General features: G+C 72.9%; 19 protein-coding genes and 1 other RNA gene. 9 read left to right on the top strand and 11 right to left on the bottom strand.

All coding sequences use genetic code 11. The features are described 5' to 3' along the window. The first annotated feature begins 37 nt into the window (after positions 1 to 37). Positions 38 to 583 (top strand): DoxX family protein, encoded by a 546-nt coding sequence (locus ACSURM_RS25840; protein WP_436958142.1) that lies wholly within the window; start codon positions 38 to 40, stop codon positions 581 to 583. Between the two features lie 244 nt (positions 584 to 827). Here ACSURM_RS25840 and ACSURM_RS25835 read toward each other — a convergent pair whose 3' ends face one another. From ACSURM_RS25835 to ACSURM_RS25825, 3 genes are read right to left on the bottom strand one after another with little or no spacing between them, the layout of a single operon-like run. After that, positions 828 to 1,478 carry a response regulator gene (locus tag ACSURM_RS25835; RefSeq protein ID WP_436958141.1) on the bottom strand — a complete coding sequence of 217 codons (651 nt, stop codon included), beginning with the start codon at positions 1,476 to 1,478 and terminating at the stop codon, positions 828 to 830. 33 nt (positions 1,479 to 1,511) lie between these two features. Beyond that, positions 1,512 to 2,699 carry a sensor histidine kinase gene (locus tag ACSURM_RS25830; protein ID WP_436958140.1) on the bottom strand — a complete coding sequence of 396 codons (1,188 nt, stop codon included), beginning with the start codon at positions 2,697 to 2,699 and terminating at the stop codon, positions 1,512 to 1,514. 51 nt (positions 2,700 to 2,750) lie between these two features. Continuing rightward, positions 2,751 to 4,955, bottom strand: a complete 2,205-nt coding sequence (locus tag ACSURM_RS25825) for an MMPL family transporter (protein WP_436958139.1) — start codon at positions 4,953 to 4,955, stop codon at positions 2,751 to 2,753. Positions 4,956 to 5,097: 142 nt separating this feature from the next. On the opposite strand from ACSURM_RS25825, the gene ACSURM_RS25820 reads away from it, so the two are divergent. Beyond that, positions 5,098 to 5,379 (top strand): hypothetical protein, encoded by a 282-nt coding sequence (locus ACSURM_RS25820; RefSeq protein ID WP_436958138.1) that lies wholly within the window; start codon positions 5,098 to 5,100, stop codon positions 5,377 to 5,379. Between the two features lie 179 nt (positions 5,380 to 5,558). Here the strand turns inward: ACSURM_RS25820 and tgmC are convergent, their stop codons facing one another. From tgmC to tgmA, 3 genes are read right to left on the bottom strand one after another with little or no spacing between them, the layout of a single operon-like run. Further along, positions 5,559 to 6,683, bottom strand: a complete 1,125-nt coding sequence (gene tgmC / locus ACSURM_RS25815) for an ATP-grasp peptide maturase system methyltransferase (protein WP_436958137.1) — start codon at positions 6,681 to 6,683, stop codon at positions 5,559 to 5,561. Further along, on the bottom strand, positions 6,680 to 7,645 hold the full coding sequence (gene tgmB / locus ACSURM_RS25810) for an ATP-grasp ribosomal peptide maturase (RefSeq protein WP_436958136.1): 966 nt from the start codon (positions 7,643 to 7,645) through the stop codon (positions 6,680 to 6,682). The genes tgmC and tgmB overlap by 4 nt, the downstream gene beginning before the upstream one ends. Then, positions 7,645 to 7,911, bottom strand: coding sequence for a putative ATP-grasp-modified RiPP (gene tgmA, locus ACSURM_RS25805; RefSeq protein WP_436958135.1), 267 nt, complete (start codon positions 7,909 to 7,911; stop codon positions 7,645 to 7,647). The genes tgmB and tgmA overlap by 1 nt, the downstream gene beginning before the upstream one ends. Positions 7,912 to 8,470: 559 nt before the next feature. On the opposite strand from tgmA, the gene ACSURM_RS25800 reads away from it, so the two are divergent. Together ACSURM_RS25800 and ACSURM_RS25795 are read left to right on the top strand one after the other, a co-directional pair. After that, the gene (locus tag ACSURM_RS25800) at positions 8,471 to 9,736 is read left to right on the top strand and encodes a tetratricopeptide repeat protein (RefSeq protein WP_436958134.1); all 1,266 of its coding nucleotides are present in this window, start codon (positions 8,471 to 8,473) and stop codon (positions 9,734 to 9,736) included. Beyond that, a complete protein-coding gene (locus ACSURM_RS25795; RefSeq protein ID WP_436958133.1) occupies positions 9,733 to 10,254 on the top strand; it encodes an NUDIX domain-containing protein in 522 nt (173 codons plus the stop codon). The genes ACSURM_RS25800 and ACSURM_RS25795 overlap by 4 nt, the downstream gene beginning before the upstream one ends. Positions 10,255 to 10,289: 35 nt before the next feature. On the opposite strand, the gene rnpB is transcribed toward ACSURM_RS25795, so the two are convergent. The 4 genes from rnpB to ACSURM_RS25775 all read right to left on the bottom strand — a co-directional run bounded on the left by rnpB (position 10,290) and on the right by ACSURM_RS25775 (position 12,402). After that, positions 10,290 to 10,691: RNase P RNA component class A (gene rnpB / locus ACSURM_RS25790), an RNA gene on the bottom strand. A 60-nt stretch (positions 10,692 to 10,751) separates the two neighbouring features. Beyond that, positions 10,752 to 11,273 carry a TetR/AcrR family transcriptional regulator gene (locus ACSURM_RS25785; protein ID WP_436958132.1) on the bottom strand — a complete coding sequence of 174 codons (522 nt, stop codon included), beginning with the start codon at positions 11,271 to 11,273 and terminating at the stop codon, positions 10,752 to 10,754. After that, positions 11,266 to 11,691 carry a DUF4260 family protein gene (locus ACSURM_RS25780; RefSeq protein WP_436958131.1) on the bottom strand — a complete coding sequence of 142 codons (426 nt, stop codon included), beginning with the start codon at positions 11,689 to 11,691 and terminating at the stop codon, positions 11,266 to 11,268. Before ACSURM_RS25780 ends, ACSURM_RS25785 begins: the two co-directional genes overlap by 8 nt. Before the next feature lie 75 nt (positions 11,692 to 11,766). Next, positions 11,767 to 12,402: a TetR/AcrR family transcriptional regulator gene (locus ACSURM_RS25775; protein WP_436958130.1), complete on the bottom strand. Its 636-nt coding sequence runs from the start codon at positions 12,400 to 12,402 to the stop codon at positions 11,767 to 11,769. A 63-nt stretch (positions 12,403 to 12,465) separates the two neighbouring features. On the opposite strand from ACSURM_RS25775, the gene ACSURM_RS25770 reads away from it, so the two are divergent. From ACSURM_RS25770 to ACSURM_RS25750, 5 genes are all read left to right on the top strand, one after another. Then, positions 12,466 to 14,091 (top strand): FAD-dependent monooxygenase, encoded by a 1,626-nt coding sequence (locus tag ACSURM_RS25770; RefSeq protein WP_436958129.1) that lies wholly within the window; start codon positions 12,466 to 12,468, stop codon positions 14,089 to 14,091. Between the two features lie 77 nt (positions 14,092 to 14,168). Then, a complete protein-coding gene (locus ACSURM_RS25765) occupies positions 14,169 to 14,915 on the top strand; it encodes a MerR family transcriptional regulator (protein ID WP_436958128.1) in 747 nt (248 codons plus the stop codon). Next, entirely contained in the window at positions 14,912 to 15,478 is a 567-nt protein-coding gene (locus ACSURM_RS25760; RefSeq protein WP_436958127.1) for a hypothetical protein, read from the top strand. The genes ACSURM_RS25765 and ACSURM_RS25760 overlap by 4 nt, the downstream gene beginning before the upstream one ends. A 101-nt stretch (positions 15,479 to 15,579) precedes the next feature. Next, positions 15,580 to 16,362, top strand: coding sequence for a peroxide stress protein YaaA (yaaA, locus tag ACSURM_RS25755; protein WP_436958126.1), 783 nt, complete (start codon positions 15,580 to 15,582; stop codon positions 16,360 to 16,362). Positions 16,363 to 16,443: 81 nt separating this feature from the next. After that, positions 16,444 to 17,127, top strand: a complete 684-nt coding sequence (locus ACSURM_RS25750; RefSeq protein WP_436958125.1) for a bifunctional 4-hydroxy-2-oxoglutarate aldolase/2-dehydro-3-deoxy-phosphogluconate aldolase — start codon at positions 16,444 to 16,446, stop codon at positions 17,125 to 17,127. Here ACSURM_RS25750 and ACSURM_RS25745 read toward each other — a convergent pair. Next, the gene (locus ACSURM_RS25745; RefSeq protein ID WP_436958124.1) at positions 17,099 to 18,910 is read right to left on the bottom strand and encodes a bifunctional RNase H/acid phosphatase; all 1,812 of its coding nucleotides are present in this window, start codon (positions 18,908 to 18,910) and stop codon (positions 17,099 to 17,101) included. The genes ACSURM_RS25750 and ACSURM_RS25745 overlap by 29 nt on opposite strands. Between the last annotated feature and the right edge of the window lie 12 nt (positions 18,911 to 18,922).

Raw genomic sequence — 18,922 nt, 5'->3', positions numbered from 1 at the left:
GTGGGGGAGCCCGTCCGCCTGTCTGCTGGGAGTCACCGTGACCTGTTACGACCGACGTGATCTGGGCCTGCTGCTGCTCCGGCTGGGCGCCGGAGGGGTGCTGGCGGCGCACGGCACGCAGAAGCTGTTCGGCTGGTTCGGCGGACACGGACTGGAGGGCACGGGCCAATTCATGGAGTCCGTCGGCTACCTGCCCGGCAAGCTGAGCGCGCTGGCGGCGGGCCTGGCGGAGACCGGCGGCGGCACGCTGCTGGCGCTCGGCCTCGCGACTCCGGCGGCCGGTGCGGCGGCGGCCGGCGGGATGGCCGGGGCGGCGGCGGTGCACGTGCCCAACGGTTTCTTCGCCCAGGAGGGCGGCTACGAGCACGCGGCGTTCCTGGGCCTGACCGCGGCCGGCCTGGCCGTCACCGGCCCCGGCCGCCTCTCCGTCGACCACGCCCTCGGGCACGTCCTCGACCGCGGCTGGATGGTCCCGGCCGCCCTCGGCGCGACGGCGGCGGCGACGGCCGCGGTGGTGGGCGCGCGCAACCGCCGGCTGCGGCGCAAGGCGCGGGGCGAGCAGGAGACGCTGTTCGAGGAGTGAGCGGTGTCCGTACGGCGTCGGGGCGAACACCGTAGACGCGCACGGACAGTTGCGAACGCGCACGGACAGCCGTGCACGCGCACGGGCGACCTGGACGAGGACTTCTGATCCCTCCTGCCGTCCCGGGCCTTCTGGGTGGCGTCGGGCCCGGTTCCCGCGGGAGCACGACCGGCGAGGAACCACCGGCACCTGACGGGGCGGGGGGCTTGACGCGCGGTGGGAAGCCGGACGCGCGGTGGGCCCGTCACCGCTCCAGCAGTCCCCGTTCCAAGGCCACGACGACGGCGCGGGTGCGGTCGCTGACGTCCAGCTTGGCGAAGACGCGCAGGAGGTGGGTCTTCACCGTGGCCTCGCCGATCACCAGGCGGCGGCCGATCTCGGCGTTGGACAGGCCGTCGGCGACCGCGCGCAGCACCTCGCGTTCGCGGGCGGTGAGGGCGACGGGTTCGGGGCGGCGCATGCGGGCCACGAGGCGTTCGGCGACCTTGGGCGCGAGGACCGTCTCGCCGCGCGCCGCCGAGCGGATGGCGTCGGCGAGCTGTTCGCGGGTGGTGTCCTTGAGCAGGTAGCCGACGGCGCCGGCCTCCACGGCCCGTTCGATCTCGGCGTCCGTGTCGTACGTGGTGAGGATCAGCACCCGGGTCGCGACGGGCAGGGCGACGATCTCGGCGGTGGCGGCCGCCCCGTCGAGCACCGGCATGCGCAGGTCGAGGAGGGCCACGTCGGGGGCGAGCCGCTGGACCAGGCCGACGCCCTCGCGGCCGTCGCTCGCCTCGCCGACGATCTCGATGGCGGGCTCGCCGGTCAGCAGGGCCACGACCCCGGCGCGCATCACGGCGTGGTCGTCGACCACGACGACCCGGATCCGGTCGGTGACGGGGTCGGTGTCGGTCATCTGGTTCCTTCGGGGTGGGCGTGGCCGGGGCTCTCAGTCCTGGGCGGGTGCGGGCAGGGTGACGAGGACGCGGGTGCCGTCCCCGAGGGAGCTGGTGACGGTGAGTTCCCCGTCGAGTTCGGCGAGGCGCCGGCGCATGCCGTCGAGTCCGAAGCCGCGGGACTCCGCGACGACGAAGCCCTTGCCGTCGTCGGTGATCTCCAGCTCGACGCCGCCGGGGACTTCGCCGAGGACGACGCCGACGGTGGAGGCTCCGGCGTGTTTGCGCACGTTGGCGAGGGATTCCTGGGTGCAGCGCAGCAGGGCGACGCGGGTGCGCTGGTCCAGGTCGATGTCGGGCAGCTCGGCGGTGACGGTGAGGCCGGTGTCCTGGGCGAAGCGGTCCAGGGTGCGGCGCAGGGTGGTGGCGACCGAGCCGGCCGCGACGCCGCTCGCCGGGACGGAGCCGACGAGCACCCGGGCCTCGGTGAGGTTCTCGCGGGCGGTCTGCTCGATGGAGGCGAGCTGCCGGGCGCCGCGTTCGGGGTCGGTGGTGAGCGCGGCGCGGGCGGCTTCGGCGAGTACGACGATGGAGGCGAAGCCCTGGGCGAGGGTGTCGTGGATCTCCCGGGCCATCCGCTCGCGTTCCTCGGCGGCGCCCTGGCGCTGGTGGGCGAGGGCCAGTTCCTCCTGGGTGAGGGCGAGTTCGGCGGTCAGCCGCTCCTGTCGTTCGTTGCTCTGGCCGACGAAGCGGTGGATCCACAGGCCGAGGCCGGTCGCGACGGCGTAGGCGGCGAGGGTGAACACGGTGTTGCCGGTGAGGAGGTGGGGGCTCCAGCCCTGGCCGAGCGTGCCGCCGAACACGGTGAGGGCGGCGGCGCCGCCGCTGAGGGCGACCGCCTCGCGGGGGGTGCGGGTGTAGAGCCAGAACTGCGTCAGGGACACGACGTAGAAGGCGGCTCCGCCGTCGAGGAGGTACGAGCTGCCGCCGAGGGCGAGGGCGAGGAGGCCCAGGTAGGTACGGCGGTCCAGGAGGCGGGTGTGCGGCCGGATGAGGGTGAGGGCGTGGCAGAGCGCGATCAGGGCGAGCAGGCCGAACATCCAGCCCTTCCGGGCCGGCGACCGGTCGAGCACGCCGCCGGCCGTCGGCAGCAGGCCGAACACGACCCAGACCGCCGCGTTCCACAGGCGGATCCGGTCCGGGGTGAGCCGGTCGCTCGGCTCCTGCCGCCCGTGGGCCACGCTGACTCACCTCATCCGTAAGGGTGTTCGGAATCCTATCGGCGGGGGTGGTCAGTTCACCGGCTCCAGGGGGCGGGCCGTGGGTCCGGCGGTGGCGCGGGCGCGGCGCACACCGCGGGAGGGCCACCAGTTGGCCTCGCCGAGCAGCAGCATCAGGGCGGGCAGGACCAGCATGCGGATGACGAAGGCGTCGAGCAGGACGGCGACGGCGAGGCTGAAGCCGATCTGCTTCATCTCGATCAGGTGCAGGGCGGCGAAGCTGGCGAAGACGGTGACCATCACGACGGCGGCGCTGGTGACCACGCCGGCCGAGCTGCCGATGCCGTCGATGACGGCCTTGCGGGTGGGGACTCCGCGCAGCGCGGCCTCCCGGATGCGGCTGATCACGAAGACCTGGTAGTCCATGGACAGGCCGAACAGGATCACGAAGAGGAACAGCGGGACGCGCGAGCCGATCGATCCGGTGGACGTGAAGCCGATCAGTCGCTCGGCCCAGGTGTGCTGGAAGACCAGGACCATGATGCCGAGCGAGGCGGCGGCGGACAGCAGGTTGAGGACGATGCCGACCAGACCGAGGACGACGGAGCGGAACGCCCGGACGGTCATGGCGAAGGTGACCAGGAGGAGGGCGCCGATGATGAGCGGCAGCTTCTGTGCCTGGTGGGTCGGGTAGTCGGCGTAGCGGGCGACGTCTCCGGTCACGGCGGTCTCGGCACTCGTGACCCTGCCGACGGTCTCGGGGATGTGGCGCTCGCGGATGTCCTCCAGCGAGGTCTGGGCCTCCTCCGTGCTGACGTGGTGCGGGACTTGGAGCTGGAGCATGCTGATCCGCCGGTCGGGCGAGGTGGTCAGGGTGGAGGTGCCGCTCAGGCGCGGGTCGTCCTCGACGTCGGCGGCGAGGGCGCGCAGGGCGGAGGTGACCTCGGCGGAGCGGCCGGCGTCGGCGCGGACGACGACCTGGTGCATGGACTTCAGCTCGGGGAAGGCCGTGTTGAGCCGGTCGTAGACCCGCATGGCGGCGATGGAGCGGGAGTGGGTCTCGCGGCCCATGTCGGTGAGTTTCAGGCCGAGGACCGGGGTGGCCAGAGCGAGCAGCGCGAGGACCGTGACCAGGAGGGCGGCGGCGGGCCGCTGGGCGACCGGCCGCAGCACGGCGGCGGTGAGCCGCCCGGGCCCGGTCCGGTGCGTCCGCTGCTTCTTCGGCGCGAGCCCGCGGGCGGCCCGCCGCTCGGCGCGGCGCTCCGCGCGCCTGCCCATCTGGGCGAGCAGCGCGGGCAGGACGGTCAGGGAGCTGACGACGGCGACGAGGGTGACGACGATCGCGCCGGTGGCGATGGAGGAGAAGATGACGTCGTCGGCGAGGTAGAGGGTGGCGCTGGAGACGGCGACCGCGAGCCCGGAGAGGACGACGGCACGGCCGGAGGTGGCGGCGGCGATCTCCACGGTGGCCCGCGGGCTGAGCCGGCCGCCGCCGCGGGCGCGTTCCTCCCGTTCCCGCTTGAGGTAGAAGAGGGTGTAGTCGACGCCGACGGCGAGGCCGATGAGCAGGATGACGTTGGTGCCGATGCCCGCGTCGGGGAAGACGTGCGAGGCCGCCATCGACAGCCCCACGGCCGCCACGATCGAGGACAGGGCGAGCAGCAGCGGTACGAGGGCCATGGCGATGGAGCTGAAGACGAGCAGCAGGGTGATCAGGGTGACCGGCAGGGCGATGACCTCGGTGCGCGAGAGGTCGTCGCCGCGCAGTTTCTCGACGCCCTTGCTGATGGAAGGCGAGCCGGTCTCCTCGATCCGCAGCCCGGGGTGGGCCCGCTGCACGGCCGCGGTCCGCGCGAGCAGCGGCTCGACGTGCTTCTTGCCCTCCAGCTCGGGGCCGTTGAGGGTGACGGTGACCCGTAGGGCGGTGTGCCGGGCGTCGTACACCGGTTTCGCTACGGAGCGGACCTCGGGGAGCCCGCGCATCAGGGAGGTGACGTCGGCGGCGGCCGCGTCGGCGTCACGGGCGTCGAGCCGCCCGCCGCCGGGCTTGGCCGTGATCAGCACGTGTTCCACGGGCCGCTGCTGCAACCCACCCTCGGCGGCGATCGCCTCACCGCGCCCGGCCTCGCCGATCCGGAAGTCCTCGCTGGTCGCCGCGTTGGTGCCGACGGCCATGCCGGCCCCGAGACACAACACGACGAACACCAGCCAGCCGACGATCCCCCGCCAAGGGTGCGCGGCACTCCAGCCGGCCATGCGCACAGTCAGATTCTTCATGCCGCCCATGCTCTTGGCGGGGGGTACGCCACCGACAGCGGCGACCGGTTGAACCTGGGGTCCACCGGGTGGTGGACGGGGTACGGCGACATCGCAGCCGTCCCTATGCTTGACACGACATTCAACTGATGAGGACCAACTGATGTACACGATGGAGCAGGCCGAGCTGCTGGCGGCGGAGGCTCTGCGCCAGAAGTTCGGCGAGTGGAGCGATCAGGTAGCACTGTTCGGCAACGGAGAATTCGCTACAAAAAAGGGAGACTTCTTCTATTTCGGTTTCCAGTCCGTGAAGTACATCGAGACGCGGGACGAGAAGTACTTCGACTACGGCCCCAACTGCATCTCGGTACACAGCGAAACCGGCGAGTGCCGCTTCCTCGACATCCACGAGGTCCTGACCTTGAATCCCTTCAAGACGGACTGAACCAAGTCACTGGCTGGTCATCCACCGCGATCCACATCAGAGCGCACCCGGTCTGGGCCCCCAGGGGTGTGACAATTCGGTGCTACCTCGTTGGCTACGTAATGAATGGCCCCAGCCCCAGTACCGTCCGGACGGCACCCGCCCCCAGCTTGGTGACGGACGCTCTTGTGATGGGTAGGTCAGACCGGCAGGTTCCAGGAAGGACCGTCGGGTGTTCCGAGCCACACGCGTTGGGTGCCGTCCAAGTCCACGGTCAGGCCGAGGTCCGAGTGTGGGGCTGAGCCCGCGTCCTGCCAGATGGTGAGAGCGTCTTCCACCTGATCCCAGAGGCGAAGAGGGCCGTGCTGGTGCACGGTCCAGCCGTCTCCGGCCGGTTCGGTCCACGCCTGTGACCCGGTGGCGACGTCCACGAGGATCACGCCCGTGCCGGTGGTCATGAGTTCGGCGGACGGAGCGGCGAGCTGAGCGAGGAACTGCCCGGTCCAGTCTTCCAGGAGTGCGGGGTTCACGCGGGTGGCGCGGGTGTGACCGGGATGCTGCTGGAAGGTGGGTCGGGGCGGGCGTTCGTGGGGACGGGCGAGCATGTAGCCGATCTGGTCGGGTTCGAAACGACCGGTGGCGGTGGCGTCGTCCTGGACGGTGAGGCGGACGAGTCCGGAGGCGAGCATCCATCCGCTGATGGTCGTGGTGATGGTTCCGCCGGCGCGTACTTGGTACAGCCAGGCTGGGGGGATGTGGCGGACGGCGCAGGTGGCCACGATGTGGTCGTATTCGGCGTCGTCCTTGTGTCCGGCGAGGCCGTCGCCGGTGATCAGGGTGGGGTGGTATCCGGCGGCGTGGATGTGGTCGGCCGCCGCGGCGGCCAGGCCCGGGTCGTACTCGATGGAGTACACGTTTTTGTCGCCGAGGCGGCTGCACAGGATGGCGGTGGAATAGCCGGTGCCGGTGCCGATCTCCAGCACCTTGTGACCCTCGCTGATCCCGGCGACATCGAGCATGCGCACGATCAGGGAGGGCAGCGTGCTGGACGAGGTGGGGCGGCCGGTGACGGGTCCGGTGGCGTCGACGGCGGTGGTGCCGTCGACCTGGGTGACCCAGGTGGTGTCCTGGTAGACGAGCCCCAGCCACTTTCCGGGATCGGTCCGGTCGCGGTGCACGGGGGTCCACTGGCGTCCGTCGAACTGGAACAGGCCGTTACCCAGGAAGAGTTCGCGGGGCACTGTTTCGAGAGCTGTGCGCCATGCCGGATCGTCCACTGTGACGGCGGCGGCGAGTTGGCGGCGCAGGTCGGCGGGATCGGTCATGCGGGGGCTCCATGCTGTAGGCGGTCGGCGATGGCGTGCTTGATGGGAGCAGTGATGTGGTCGGGGAACCAGGCCCATTGACCGTTGGGGTTGCACTCATACCAGTGCCAGACGCCACCACGGTCTAAGCCGAAGTCGAAGGCGCCGAAGGTGAGTCCGAAAGCGTCGAGGTAGGCGCGTACGCCTTTGACGATGGCCGGGGGGACGGGCACGGGGGTGTAGGCAAGCCGGTCGTAGTGGCGGCGCCAGTCCACGCCAGGTGAACCGTCGATACGGACGGCGGTGAGGTGGTCGCCGACGGCAGTGAGGCGGATGTCGGCGGACTTGCTGACGCGCTGCTGAAACAGGTGTGCGGTGTGCCGTAGCTGGCTGTCGATCTGGCATGGGGTGACGTCCTCGATCCACACGGTCAGCGCGCGGCCGGTGTCGTCGGTGTACTCGGTTTCCCTGAGCGGCTTGTAGATGACCGGCCCATGTTCGGCGACGAAGGTGCGGGCCCGGTCGGGGTCGTTGGTGATGAGCGTGGGTGGCACGGAGAAGCCGCAGGCGGCAGCCGTGGCCAGTTGTGCCGGCTTGTACTCGGCGTCCCGGTTGCGCCATGGGTGGTTCAGGTAGTGCGCACCGGGGAGAGCGGCGAGAATGCCGCCAAGCCCGTAGCGGGCTTCTTCGACGGCCCATCGGCCGGTCTGCTCGTCCATGGCGAGGTCGGCGGCGTAGGGGGTGGGCCGCCGCCAGTACACCGAGCGGACGTTCCCCAGGTCGACGCTCCGGGACGCGGTGGCGAGAATGCCACCGGTCCCGATGCCGGCGAAGGTGCCGGACAGGGTCACCTCGCGGGGGAAATCGCCGGGGTCCAGGCGGACCACGGGCACGCGACGCTGGTTCAGTTCGGTGATCACTTCGTCCGCAGTCGCGTCGTCCAGGCGCGTGACGACAAGGACGGGCGGCCCACCCACAGCCATCAGTCAGAGTCCCCGTTCTGGTCGCTGCCCTGGTCCGGGGTGCCGTCCAGGCTGGTCTTCGTGCTCGTCTCCTGCGACGTCTCCGACCGCTTGTGCTTGGCCTCCGCCGTCAGCGGTGCGCCATCGGGGCCGACCCATGCGGGGACCTGCGTGTGCGGGTCGAGGACGGGCCGGGCGGCAGAAAGGACGGCCGCAGGCGGGTAGGGCCGCAGGCGGCCGAGTCCCCAGGGCTTGACCTGATCCGGTGACGTCAAGGGCTGCTGCATGAGTCTCCTCATCTCGTAGGTGATCCGGTAGTGGCAGCCGCCCGGGGCTTCCGGACGGCGAGAGGGGCACAGCGGGGGCAGCTGGTGGGCCGGGGTTGTTGGGCCATCGGTTCCAGCGGATCGGGTCGGCGGCCGTTTCTCGCTTGGGGATGAGGGGTCGGCCCGCACTCCGCGTCAGCCGACGGATAGGTGCGCTCGGGGACGTGTCGGCGACCGAGTACATACCGGCCGGTCACGGGACGTCGACCTTGATCGCGATCTCACTCGCGAGGGTGGTGCTCTGGCGCGGGTATTGCCCTGGTCTCACTCGCTCGTTGGTCATGGTCATCGTCACGCCTTGGTCTGGGCGGCTGAGGGAAGGTCCCGCCCACGTGCCTCCTGGGAGAAGCCTGCGAACGGGGCGGTGCCGAGGTCCGTCCACGGATGCGCTCGCGGCGGGTGAAGCCAGTCAACGCGTAGAGGAGAGGATGGGGAGACTCCAGAAGGTGACTCCAACGTGGAGTCGGGTGAACCGCGTTGGCCTTAGCATCGGTCCCGGTCGCCAACCGGGGAGTTGCAGATGGACCGACTGTCACCGGACCCGCGTGAAGTCGTCGCCGGTCTGCTCGGGGATGAGCGCCTGCTCCACGCGTGCGCCGAGCGGGACATGGGGGCGGTGTTCCGGATGCTCAATGCGCGCGGTGTCAGTACGCGGCGCATCGCTGCCGCCGTCGACATCACGCAGGGGCGGCTTTACGACTACATGAACGGCAAGAGCCGGGTGGAGAAGCTGACCCTGTTCGAGCAGATCGCCGACGCCTTCCACATCCCCGGCCATCTGCTGGGGCTGGCTCGACGCTCGTGGGAACCCGCGCCGGCGACCGCCGAGCACGAGCGGACGGACCGGCCGCCGCCGGACGGTGACGACCTGGTGGCGATGGAACATTTCCGCAGCGCTGACCGGCAGACCGGCGGCGGCAGGTTGTACGGGGCTGTTATCCGACACCTGTCGGACCGGGTGGCGCCCCGGCTGGTCGACATCGGCAGCGGTCCGCAGGTGTTCGCCGCCGCAGCCGCGCTGACCGAGATGGCGGGCTGGATGGCTCACGACTCCGGTCATGACGACCGCGCGGCCCGGCACTTCGCCCGCGCTCTCCCTCTGGCCCACACCTCTGGTGACCTCCCGTTGGCCGCACACGTCGCTGCGAGCAGCAGCCACCTTGCCCTTGAGACCAGGGATGCGGCCAGGGCGGTCGGCTGGGCGCGGACCGGGCTCGAACTGGCCGCGCAGGGACCTGGGATTCCCGCGCTGACAGCGCGGCTGCACACCATGCAGGCGCGTGCGCTGGCGGTCGCGTCTCAGCGCACCCCGGCCGCCCACGCGCTGGAGGCCGCGCACCGCGACCTGGAGGCTTCACCTGCTGCTGATCACCCGTGGCTGAGCCCGTTCGACACCGCCGCGCTGGCCAGCGAGTCAGCTCTGATCCTGCGTGACCTGGAGCAGTACGACGAGGCGCTGTCGCACGCCGAACAAGCTGTTGCGCTGCGCGAGGCGGGGCGGGCGCGGTCCCTGGCTCTCAGCCGGATCAGCCTGGTGGACATCCACGTGCGGCGGGGTGACCTGGACGCCGCAGTGAGCGTCGGCCACGACCTGCTCAGTACGAGCCCGACCCTCGGTTCGGTCCGGGTGGTGCGGCAGCTTGACGGGCTGCGCCGGCGGCTGGAGCCACACCGGGGGTATCGGCCGGTCCGGGAGTACCTGGCGCGGTTCGATGATGCGCACCGCGCCAGAATGCTTCTGCTGGCTGATCTGATTCCGCCGCCCCCGGGAGGCACCACCGTATGAGGCCCATTGCACCCGATCCCGCCGACACCGACGCGTGGAACGCGTACCTCGCGGAGGGCAACGCCAAGCAGGCCCGCAAGCGCGTGGCGGCCGATGTGCTGCTGCGGGACCCGCACGGCCGTGTGCTTCTGGTGAACCCCACCTACAAACCGGGCTGGGATCTGCCCGGCGGGATGGCGGAGGCCAATGAGCCGCCCGAGGACACTGCACGCCGTGAGCTGATGGAGGAACTCGGTATACGCCTCACGCCGCTCGGGCTGCTGGTGGTGGACTGGGTGGCCCCGCACGGCCCCTGGGATGACCAACTCGCGTTCATCTTCGACGGCGGCACCCTGGACGAGGACCAGGCCGACCGGCTACGGCCACGGGACGACGAGCTGTCCGAAGCCGCCTTCGTCACGGCCACCGAAGCCGCCGACCGCCTCCGGGACCGCACCCGACGCCGGTTCGAGCACGCTCTGCAGGCACTGGACGCGGGACGGCCGCTCTACCTCCGCGACGGCGCGCCCTTGCTGTGACGTTCGTGTCGCCCAGTCCCGCCAGGGGAAAGCGGCAGACGAGTCGGGCTGTACGCCGGGTTCTGTTCCCCGGTTGCCTCGCGGCGGCCGGGGCGACGGCCATCCATCTAGGGCCGGCGTTGCCGTCGGCCTCGTGCGGTCTACCCGCGGACTCGGGCGGGCAGCCCTCGATCGTCCGCGCAGGGACACCGAGGTGTCCCCTCTTGACCTTGCTCCGGGTGGGGTTTACCTAGCTGCCCAGGTCACCCTGGGCACTGGTGGTCTCTTACACCACCGTTTCACCCTTACCAGGGACCGGAGTCCCTGGCGGTTTGCTTTCTGTGGCACTGTCCCGCGGGTCACCCCGGGTGGCCGTTAGCCACCACCCTGCCCTGTGGAGCCCGGACGTTCCTCGGGAAGCCCCCTGAGGGACTCCACGCGGCCGCCCGCCCGGCTCGTCTGCCGTAAGGACCATGGTACCGGGCAGCCGGCCCGGCCCGGACCGCGCCCGGGCTCCCCTACGTCCCCAACGCCCCGAGCCCCCGCTTCCACGCCGCCTCCAGGTCCGCGTCGGCCGGGAAGCGGCCGTGGATCTCAAGGGTGACCATGCCGTGGGCGAAGGCCCAGAAGGCGCGGGCCAGGTCCAGGTCGCCGGCGCAGGCGCGCAGCAGGGGCAGGGCGGCCCGGTCCTCCAGGCCGGCGGGCAGTTCGGCGCGGGGCAGGGGCTGCTCGGTGCCCAGGCAGTACAGGTGGGGGTGGGCGAGGGCGTAGCTCCGGTACGCCGAGGCCAGCGCCTCCAGCGAGCCGGGGGCGCCGGCCTCGGCGGCCTCCAGCGCCTCCGCCGTCTCCGTCAGCATCTGCGCCACCAGTTCGACCTCTACGGCGTGCTTGTCGGGGAAGTGCTTGTAGAGGGACGGGGCCTTGATGCCGAGACGGTCGGCGAGGGTGCGCATGGTCAGTTGCGCGGGTCCGGACTCCTCCAGGAGGTCCCGGGCCGCCGCCACGATCTCCCGTGCCCGGGGGGTGAGCCGGTCAGCCACGCTGGAAGCCCTCCTTTGTGCGCAGGCCGTAGCCGAAGACGCGATCGTACGAGATGTGGGCGAGCCAGCCGCACAGCGCGGCGAAGGCGGGCGGCCAGTCCAGCGGGAGAGCGGTGTAGGCGGCGGCCAGGGTGAGCGGGACCAAGGCGCGGTGCATCGCGTTGTAGTACGGCACCGCGCGGGGCGGCAGCTGTCCCTTCGCCATGCGGGGTGCCTCGTCGAGCGCCACCAGGAAGGTGAGGTCCGGCAGTACGAGGAAAGCCAGGGCGAGCACCGCGGCCGGCCAGCCGTGGCGCACGCATTCCACCACCGCGAAGGCCGACCAGACCAGGGCGAACGCCAGCCAGCCCGCGCGCCGTAGGGCCGGGTTACCGATGCGCCGGGTGACGGTCGTCGTCGTGTCGGCTGTCGCGGTCATGGGTGCCCTCCCGGTCGTCATCACGGCGCGCCGAACTCGGCTAACACCGTTAGCCAGACCGTACGGCTAACGCTGTTAGCCGTCAAGGTCCACCACCGCCATCCGCCCCAGCGCGTCGAACGCCACCTCCAACCGCTTCCTGTGATCCCGGGCCACCTCCGCCACCGGATCTCCCGCGAGCAGCCGGCGTACGGAGGTGATGAACACCGTCCGGTACGCGGCCATGGTCAGCGCCGCCCACAGTTCCGGGGCCGCCATGCCCGCCTCGCCGAACGCCTCGGTCAGCGCCTCCTCGACCTCCTCCACGCCCTCCCGGGCCCGGGCGCGCAGCGCGGGCGAGTCGGCGACGATCCGCCAGAAGTCGGCGAAGGTGTCCCCGACCCCGCCCAGCGGATGCCGCTCCTCCAGGAGCTGGAGCGCGAGGCGGCGCAGGGCGGTGAGCGGGGGCTCGTCGGGGGCGCGGTCCCGGACGGCCGCCGCGAAGAGGGCCGCCGCCTCCGGGATGCGGTCCAGGAAGAGGTCCTCCTTGCGCGGGAAGTAGTTGAAGACCGTCATCGGGGAGACACCCGCCGCGCGGGCGATCTCGGCGACCGTCACCGCGTCGAAGCCGCGCTCCCCGATCAGACCCGTCGCGATGTCCGAGATCCGCTGCCGGGTCTCCCGCTTCTTCCGCTCCCGCAAGGAGAGCTCCCGATCGTGCCTGGAGTCCATGGGGAGACTCTATCCCAGAAATTTATAGCCACTCGAAAGTTTTAGTGACTACAGTTACCCGCCATGACGACGAGCGAGTACGACTACGACGTGGTGGTGGCCGGCGCCGGCCCCGTGGGCCTCTTCCTCGCCTGTGAGCTGCGGCTGGGCGGCGCGCGGGTGCTGGTCCTGGAGCGGCGGACCGAGGTGGACGAGACGGTCAAGGCGGGCTCCATCAACATCGCGACCGCCATCGCCCTGTACCGCCGCGGCCTGCTGCCCGAGCTGGCGGCGGCCGGGGAAGCGTCCCTGGCCCGGCTGCGCGACTTCCGCGGGAACGGCCGGCCCCGGCCGAAGTTCGCCGGGCACTTCGCCGGGATCATGCTCGACCCGGACCTGTTCGACGGCTCCGACCCAGCCTGGGCGGACGCGGGCCCCGCCGCCGGTGTCGGCCTCGCCATACCCCAGGCCGAGCTGGAGCGGATCCTCGGCCGGTGGGCGGGGCGACTGGGCGTCGAGATACGCCGCGGCGTCGAACTGACCGGTTTCGACACCGACACCGACGGGGTGACCATGCACCTCAGCCCCGACACCGACACCGACGCCGACACCGACACCGACACCGACACCGACGGGGTGACCGTGCGCATGCGTACCGACGGCACGCGCAGCGGCCCGCGCACTCTCCGGGCCGGACGGCTGGTCGGGTGCGACGGCGGGCGCAGTACCGTCCGCAAGCTGGCCGGCTTCGACTTCCCGGGCACGGCGCCGGAGATCACCGGCTACCAGGCGGTCGTACGGCTTTCCGGGGCCGAGCGGCTGGGCACCGGCTGGCAGACCACCGACGCGGGGACGTACGTCCACGGGCCGTTCCCCGGTCGCGTGCTCACCGTGGAGTTCGACGGTCCGCCGGCCGACCGGTCCGCGCCGGTCACCGCCGGGGAACTGGAGGCGAGCCTGCGCCGGGTCTCGGGCGTGCCCGAGGTGAGCGTCACGGAGGTGGTCACGGCGACCCGGTTCACGGACAACGCCCGCCAGGTGACCGACTACCGCAGGGGCCGGGTGCTGCTCGCGGGCGACGCGGCGCACGTGCACGCGCCGTTCGGCGGGCAGGGCCTCAACCTCGGCATCGGGGACGCGCTGAACCTGGGCTGGAAACTGGCCGCCGTCGCCCGCGGCCGGGCCCCCGAGTCGCTGCTGGACACCTACACCGCCGAACGGCACCCGGTGGGCGCCCGGGTGCTGGACTGGACCCGGGCCCAGATCGCGCTGATGCGCCCCGACCGGCATGCCCGGGCCCTGCGCCGGGTGGTCACCGACCTGGCGCTGACCACCTCCGGCACGACCTACCTGGCCACGCGGATCTCCGGCGTCCGGCAGCGCTACGACCTGCCCGGCGACCACCCGCTGACCGGCGTCTGCGCGCCCGACCTGCGGCTCGCCGACGGCACCCGGCTCGGCGAGCGGCTGCACACCGGCCGCGCCCTGCTCCTGGACCCGGCCGACGACGCCGGGCTGCGGGCCCGGGCCGGGGGCTACGGCGACCGGCTGGACGTGGTCACGGCCGCCTGCCCGGACCGGCCCGGGCTGCGGGGGCTGTTCGTACGGCCGGACGGTTTCGTGGCGTGGGCCTCCGACACGGCGGGCGGCGAGGGACTGCCCGAGTCCCTGGAACGCTGGCTCGGCGCACCCCGGGCAGCCGCCGCATGACCGACGTCAGCACCGACCCCCAGCGCCTCCTGTCCACCCCTTGACCCCGCCGTGACGTCAACGTCTGTACTGATCCCATGCGAATCGGAGAACTCGCCGCAGCCGTCGGCGTCACGACGCGCACCGTGCGGCACTACCACCACCTGGGCCTGCTGCCCGAACCCGCGCGGCGGGCCAACGGCTACCGGCACTACGCGCTGCGGCACGCCGTCGTCCTCGCCCGGATCCGGCGGCTGACCGAGCTGGGGCTGGGGCTGACCGAGGTGCGGGACGTACTCGCCGACGACGCGGGCAGGGACCTCGTCGAGGTGCTGGCCGAACTCGACGAGGACCTGGCCCGGCAGGAGGCGGCGGTCCGGGAGCGCCGACGGCGGCTGCGGGCGCTGCTGGACGCCGGCGAGCCGCCCGCCGACGGGCCCGTCTCGCCCGAACTGGCCGCCGTGCTCGACGCGTTGCCCGCCGACGACTCCCCCATGGCCGTCAGGGACCGGGAGATCCTCGCCCTGGTCGACACGGGGGCGTCGCCGGAGGACCGGGAACGGCTGTCGGCCGCGTTGCGCGCCGTCCTGGACGACCCGGACGCGGTGGCCCGCACCCGCGAGGCGTACGCGCTGCTCGACGCGCTGGCCGACGTGGATCCCGGTGATCCGCGCGTGGAGCGGACCGCGCGCACGCTCGCCGCATGCGTACCGCGCGGACTGCCGACGGAGGGTCAACCCGACCTGGACAACGCGGTGTTGGGGGCCGTGTACGCCGACTTCGCACCTGCCCAGGCGCAGGCGGTGCGCCGTATGCTGGAGATCGTCCTGGGGGTGGAGCGATGACGACGATGTACCTGATGGCCCGGCACGAGATGCGGCTCTTCGTCAGCCTGGCGCTGTGGCTGGCCCGGCGTACCCAGGGCACCGCCGACGGGCGGGCGTTCGGGTACGCGCGCGGGCAGGGCGCGACGCTGCTGGGGCTGGCCTTCGTCTGCGTCGTCGAGACGGTCGGCGTGTCCTTCATGCTGCGGGACATGCCGCTCGCGCACGACGTGCTGCTGGCGGTGGACGTCTACAGCGTGCTGTTCGTGATCGGCCTGCACGCGGCCGGCGTGGTCCGCCCGCACGTGCTGACCGGCGACGCGCTGCGGGTGCGCCACGGCGCCCATGTCGACCTGCGGATCCCGCTGTCCTCCATCGCCGCCGTACGCCGCGAGACCCGGACCACGCACAAGCCGGAGCCGGACGCCCTGGACCTGATCGTCGGCTCGCAGACCACGGTGACCCTCGAGCTCACCGAGCCCGTCGTGCACACGTCCCTGCTGGGCCGGCGCAGGGCGGTGCGCGTGGTCCGGCTGTACGCCGACGACGCGGGTGCCCTGGTCCAGGCCCTCGCCGCACGCTGACTCCCGCGGTCCAGGCCCTCGACCGCGCGCTGAACCCCGCGGTCGAGGAGGTACGCGGGACCGCCGTACCCTGGCGCGGAGGTCTACGTAAGGAGTACGTGTTGCTGGTCCTGCTGCCGCCCTCCGAAGGCAAGGCGAACTCGGGCGACGGCGCCCCGCTGGAGCTGGGCTCGCTGTCCCTGCCGGGGCTGACCGCCGCGCGGGAGGCCGTGCTCGGCGAGCTGGTCGGGCTGTGCTCCGGCGACCCGGAGAAGGCCCGCGAGGTGCTGGGGCTCAGCGAGGGGCTGCGCGGGGAGGTCGCGAAGAACGCCGGGCTGCGCACGGCCGGCGCGCGCCCCGCCGGGGAGATCTACACCGGTGTCCTCTACGACGCCCTCGGCCTGGCCACGCTGGACACGGACGCCCGGCGGCGCGCCGCGGCCTCGCTGCTGGTGTTCTCCGGGCTGTGGGGCGCGGTACGGGTGACGGACCGGATCCCCTCCTACCGCTGCTCGATGGGCGTGAAGCTGCCGGGCCTCGGCGCGCTGGCCGGGCACTGGCGGGCGCCGATGGCCGAGGTACTGCCGACGGCGGCCGGCCAGGGCCTGGTGCTGGACCTGCGCTCCTCGGCCTACGCGAGCGCCTGGAAGCCGAAGGGCGAGGTGGCCGGGCGCACGGCGACGGTACGGGTGCTGCACGCGCCCACCCGGAAGGTGGTCAGCCACTTCAACAAGGCGACGAAGGGCCGGATCGTGCGCGCCCTGCTCACGTCCGGGGCCGCCCCGGAGAACCCGGCCGAGCTGGTGGAGGCGCTGCGGGAGCTGGGCTACACCGTGGAGGCGGCGGCACCCGGCAAGGCGGGCAAGGCGTGGGCGCTGGACGTGCTGGTGGACGAGATCCACTGACCGGCAGGCCACACCGACCGGTGCGTTGCAATATGCGCAACGCTCATTGCGAGTAGTGCGGCTGATGGGCACGATGGGGGCATGACCTCGCCGCTGCCCCGCTCCGCCGACCCCTCCGGCCCGGATGCCGACCCCTCCGTACTGGACCTCGCGCCCGTCCTGCCCGTTGTGGTGCTCTCCGACGCCGCCGACGCCGTACCGCTGGCCCGGGCGCTGGTGGCCGGCGGACTGCCCGCGATCGAGGTGACCCTCCGGACCCCGGCGGCACTGGAGGCGATCCGCGCCGTCGCCCGCGAGGTGCCCGAGGCGGTGGTCGGCGCGGGCACGGTGGTGACCTCGGAGCAGGTGGCCGCGGTGACGGCGGCCGGGGCGCGGTTCCTGGTCAGCCCCGGCTGGACGGAGTCGCTGCTGACGGCGATGCGCGCGTCCGGGGTGCCGTACCTGCCCGGGGTGTCGACCGCCTCGGAGGTGGTCGCGCTGCTGGAGCGCGGGGTGCGGGAGATGAAGTTCTTCCCGGCGCAGGCGGCGGGCGGTACGGCCTATCTGCGCTCGCTGGCCGGGCCGTTGCCGCAGGCCCGGTTCTGCCCGACCGGCGGCATCGGGCCGGCGACCGCGCCGGAGTACCTGTCCCTGCCCAACGTCGGCTGCGTCGGCGGCAGCTGGATGGTCCCGGCGGAGGCGGTGGCCGCCCGCGACTGGGACCGGATCGAGGAGCTGGCGCGGGCGGCGGCCGGGCTCAGGGACGCAGGTGGGACGTGTCGTTGAACAGTCGGACGCTGGCGTTGCCGTCCGCGTAGTACGCCACCGCCGACAGCGAGGCCGCCGACAGCTCCATCCGGAACAGCGACTCGGGCGGGGCGCCGAGGGCGAGGCGGATCAGCGTCTTGATCGGGGTGACGTGGGTGACCAGCAGGACCGTGCGGCCCCGGTACGCCGCGACCAGCTCGTCCCGGGTGGCGGCCAGCCGTACGGCGGTCTCGGCGAAGCTCTCGCCGCCGCCGGTGGGGTGCGCCTCCGGGTCACCCAGCCAGGCGTTCAGGTCGTCCGGGTAGCGCTCGCGGACCTCGCCGAAGGTCAGGCCCTCCCAGGCACCGAAGTCCGTCTCGCGCAGGCCGTCCTCGATCGTGACGTCCAGGCCCAGCCGGGCGGCGACAATGCCGGCGGTCTCCCGGGTACGGGCCAGGGGGGAGGCCACGATCGCCTGGATGGTGCCGCGCCTGGCCAGGGCGTCGGCGACGCGGTGCGCCTGCTCGCGGCCGGCGGCGGAGAGGGCGGGGTCGCTGCCGCCGCTGCCGGAGAAGCGTTTCTGGGGGGTCAGCGGGGTCTCGCCGTGCCGCAGCAGCACGAGGGTGGCCGGCGCCCCGAGATCGGGGGCGGCGCTCCAGCCGGGCGCCGAGGGCTGCGCCTGACCTCCGGTCACCGGCCGCTGCCCACCGTCGGCCGCCGGACGCTGCCCGCTGCCGGCCACCGCCGCGGCCGGGGCGGCCCCCGCCCCGACGGCACGACCGCCCGCAGCGGATCCGGACGCCGCGTCAGCCGCCCGGCTGACCGCGGCGGCGGAAGACGGCGACTCCCCGGCGGAAGACGGTGCCTCCCCAGCGGAGGACGACTGCTCCCCGACGGAGGACGACGGCGCCCCGGCGGAAGACGACGGCTCCCCGGCGGATGCCGTCCCGGCCGTGCGGCCGGCCCCGGCGACGGCCGGCGTCGGCTGGGCGGGCGGCGCCCCGGCCATCGGCTCCCCGGTTGCCGCCTCGGCCGTGCGGCCGGCCGCGGCTGATGCCGACGCCACCTCGGCCGCCCCACGGCCCACCCCTGCCGAGGACTGCGGCTCCCCGGCGGTCACCGCCCCGGCCGTGCGGCCGGCCCCGGCGGCGGCCGGCGTCGGCTCGGCGGCCGGCGTCGGCTCGGCGGGCGGTGCCCCGGCCGTCGGCGCGGTCGCCGGCTCGGCCGTGCGGCTAGCCGCGGCTGATTCGGACGCCACCTCGGCCGCCCCGCGGCCCGCCCCCGCCGAGGACCGCGGTTCACCGGCGGTCGCCGGCTCAGCCGTGCGGTCAGCCCCCGCTTCGGCGGTGGCCGGTGCCGTCCCGGCCGTCGTCGTCAGGTCGGCGCGGGAGAGCGACGGGGACCACTGTTCGCCCTTCGCGCCCGCGTCCATCGCCTCGTTGGCCAGGCGGTCCGCCTGTTTGTTCCGCTCGCGCGGGATCCACTCGTACGTCACCTGGTCCGGCGGATAGACCGAGCGCGCCTCCATGGCCAGGGGCTTCATGTCGGGGTGCTTGATCTTCCAGCGGCCCGACATCTGCTCCACGACGAGCTTGGAGTCCATGCGGACGCGGACCCGCGCGCCGGGATCGAGGGCGTGCGCGGCGCGCAGGCCGGCCAGGAGGCCGCGGTACTCGGCGACGTTGTTCGTGGCGGTGCCGAGGTACTCCGCCGCCTCGGCCAGCGTCTGCCCCGTCACCGCGTCGCGCACCACGGCCCCGTAGCCCGCGGGCCCCGGGTTGCCCCGTGACCCGCCGTCGGCCTCGACGATGAACTCCCGCACGCCCGCGCCCCC

Origin of the sequence: Streptomyces sp. SudanB182_2057 (assembly GCF_964272715.1) — a bacterium.
GTDB classification, from domain to species: Bacteria; Actinomycetota; Actinomycetes; order Streptomycetales; family Streptomycetaceae; genus Streptomyces; species Streptomyces rubradiris.
The sequence above is the reverse complement of the archived record's forward strand: the minus strand, read 5'-3'. Positions and strand labels throughout refer to the sequence as shown.

Coding starts and splice junctions, on each gene's coding strand:
- ACSURM_RS25835 (WP_436958141.1), bottom strand. CDS start 1,478: ATGACCGACACCGACCCCGTCACCGACCGGATCCGGGTCGTCGTGGTC.
- ACSURM_RS25825 (WP_436958139.1), bottom strand. CDS start 4,955: ATGAAGAATCTGACTGTGCGCATGGCCGGCTGGAGTGCCGCGCACCCT.
- ACSURM_RS25820 (WP_436958138.1), top strand. CDS start 5,098: ATGTACACGATGGAGCAGGCCGAGCTGCTGGCGGCGGAGGCTCTGCGC.
- tgmC (WP_436958137.1), bottom strand. CDS start 6,683: ATGACCGATCCCGCCGACCTGCGCCGCCAACTCGCCGCCGCCGTCACA.
- tgmB (WP_436958136.1), bottom strand. CDS start 7,645: ATGGCTGTGGGTGGGCCGCCCGTCCTTGTCGTCACGCGCCTGGACGAC.
- tgmA (WP_436958135.1), bottom strand. CDS start 7,911: ATGCAGCAGCCCTTGACGTCACCGGATCAGGTCAAGCCCTGGGGACTC.
- ACSURM_RS25800 (WP_436958134.1), top strand. CDS start 8,471: ATGGACCGACTGTCACCGGACCCGCGTGAAGTCGTCGCCGGTCTGCTC.
- ACSURM_RS25795 (WP_436958133.1), top strand. CDS start 9,733: ATGAGGCCCATTGCACCCGATCCCGCCGACACCGACGCGTGGAACGCG.
- ACSURM_RS25780 (WP_436958131.1), bottom strand. CDS start 11,691: ATGACCGCGACAGCCGACACGACGACGACCGTCACCCGGCGCATCGGT.
- ACSURM_RS25775 (WP_436958130.1), bottom strand. CDS start 12,402: ATGGACTCCAGGCACGATCGGGAGCTCTCCTTGCGGGAGCGGAAGAAG.
- ACSURM_RS25770 (WP_436958129.1), top strand. CDS start 12,466: ATGACGACGAGCGAGTACGACTACGACGTGGTGGTGGCCGGCGCCGGC.
- ACSURM_RS25765 (WP_436958128.1), top strand. CDS start 14,169: ATGCGAATCGGAGAACTCGCCGCAGCCGTCGGCGTCACGACGCGCACC.
- ACSURM_RS25760 (WP_436958127.1), top strand. CDS start 14,912: ATGACGACGATGTACCTGATGGCCCGGCACGAGATGCGGCTCTTCGTC.
- ACSURM_RS25750 (WP_436958125.1), top strand. CDS start 16,444: ATGACCTCGCCGCTGCCCCGCTCCGCCGACCCCTCCGGCCCGGATGCC.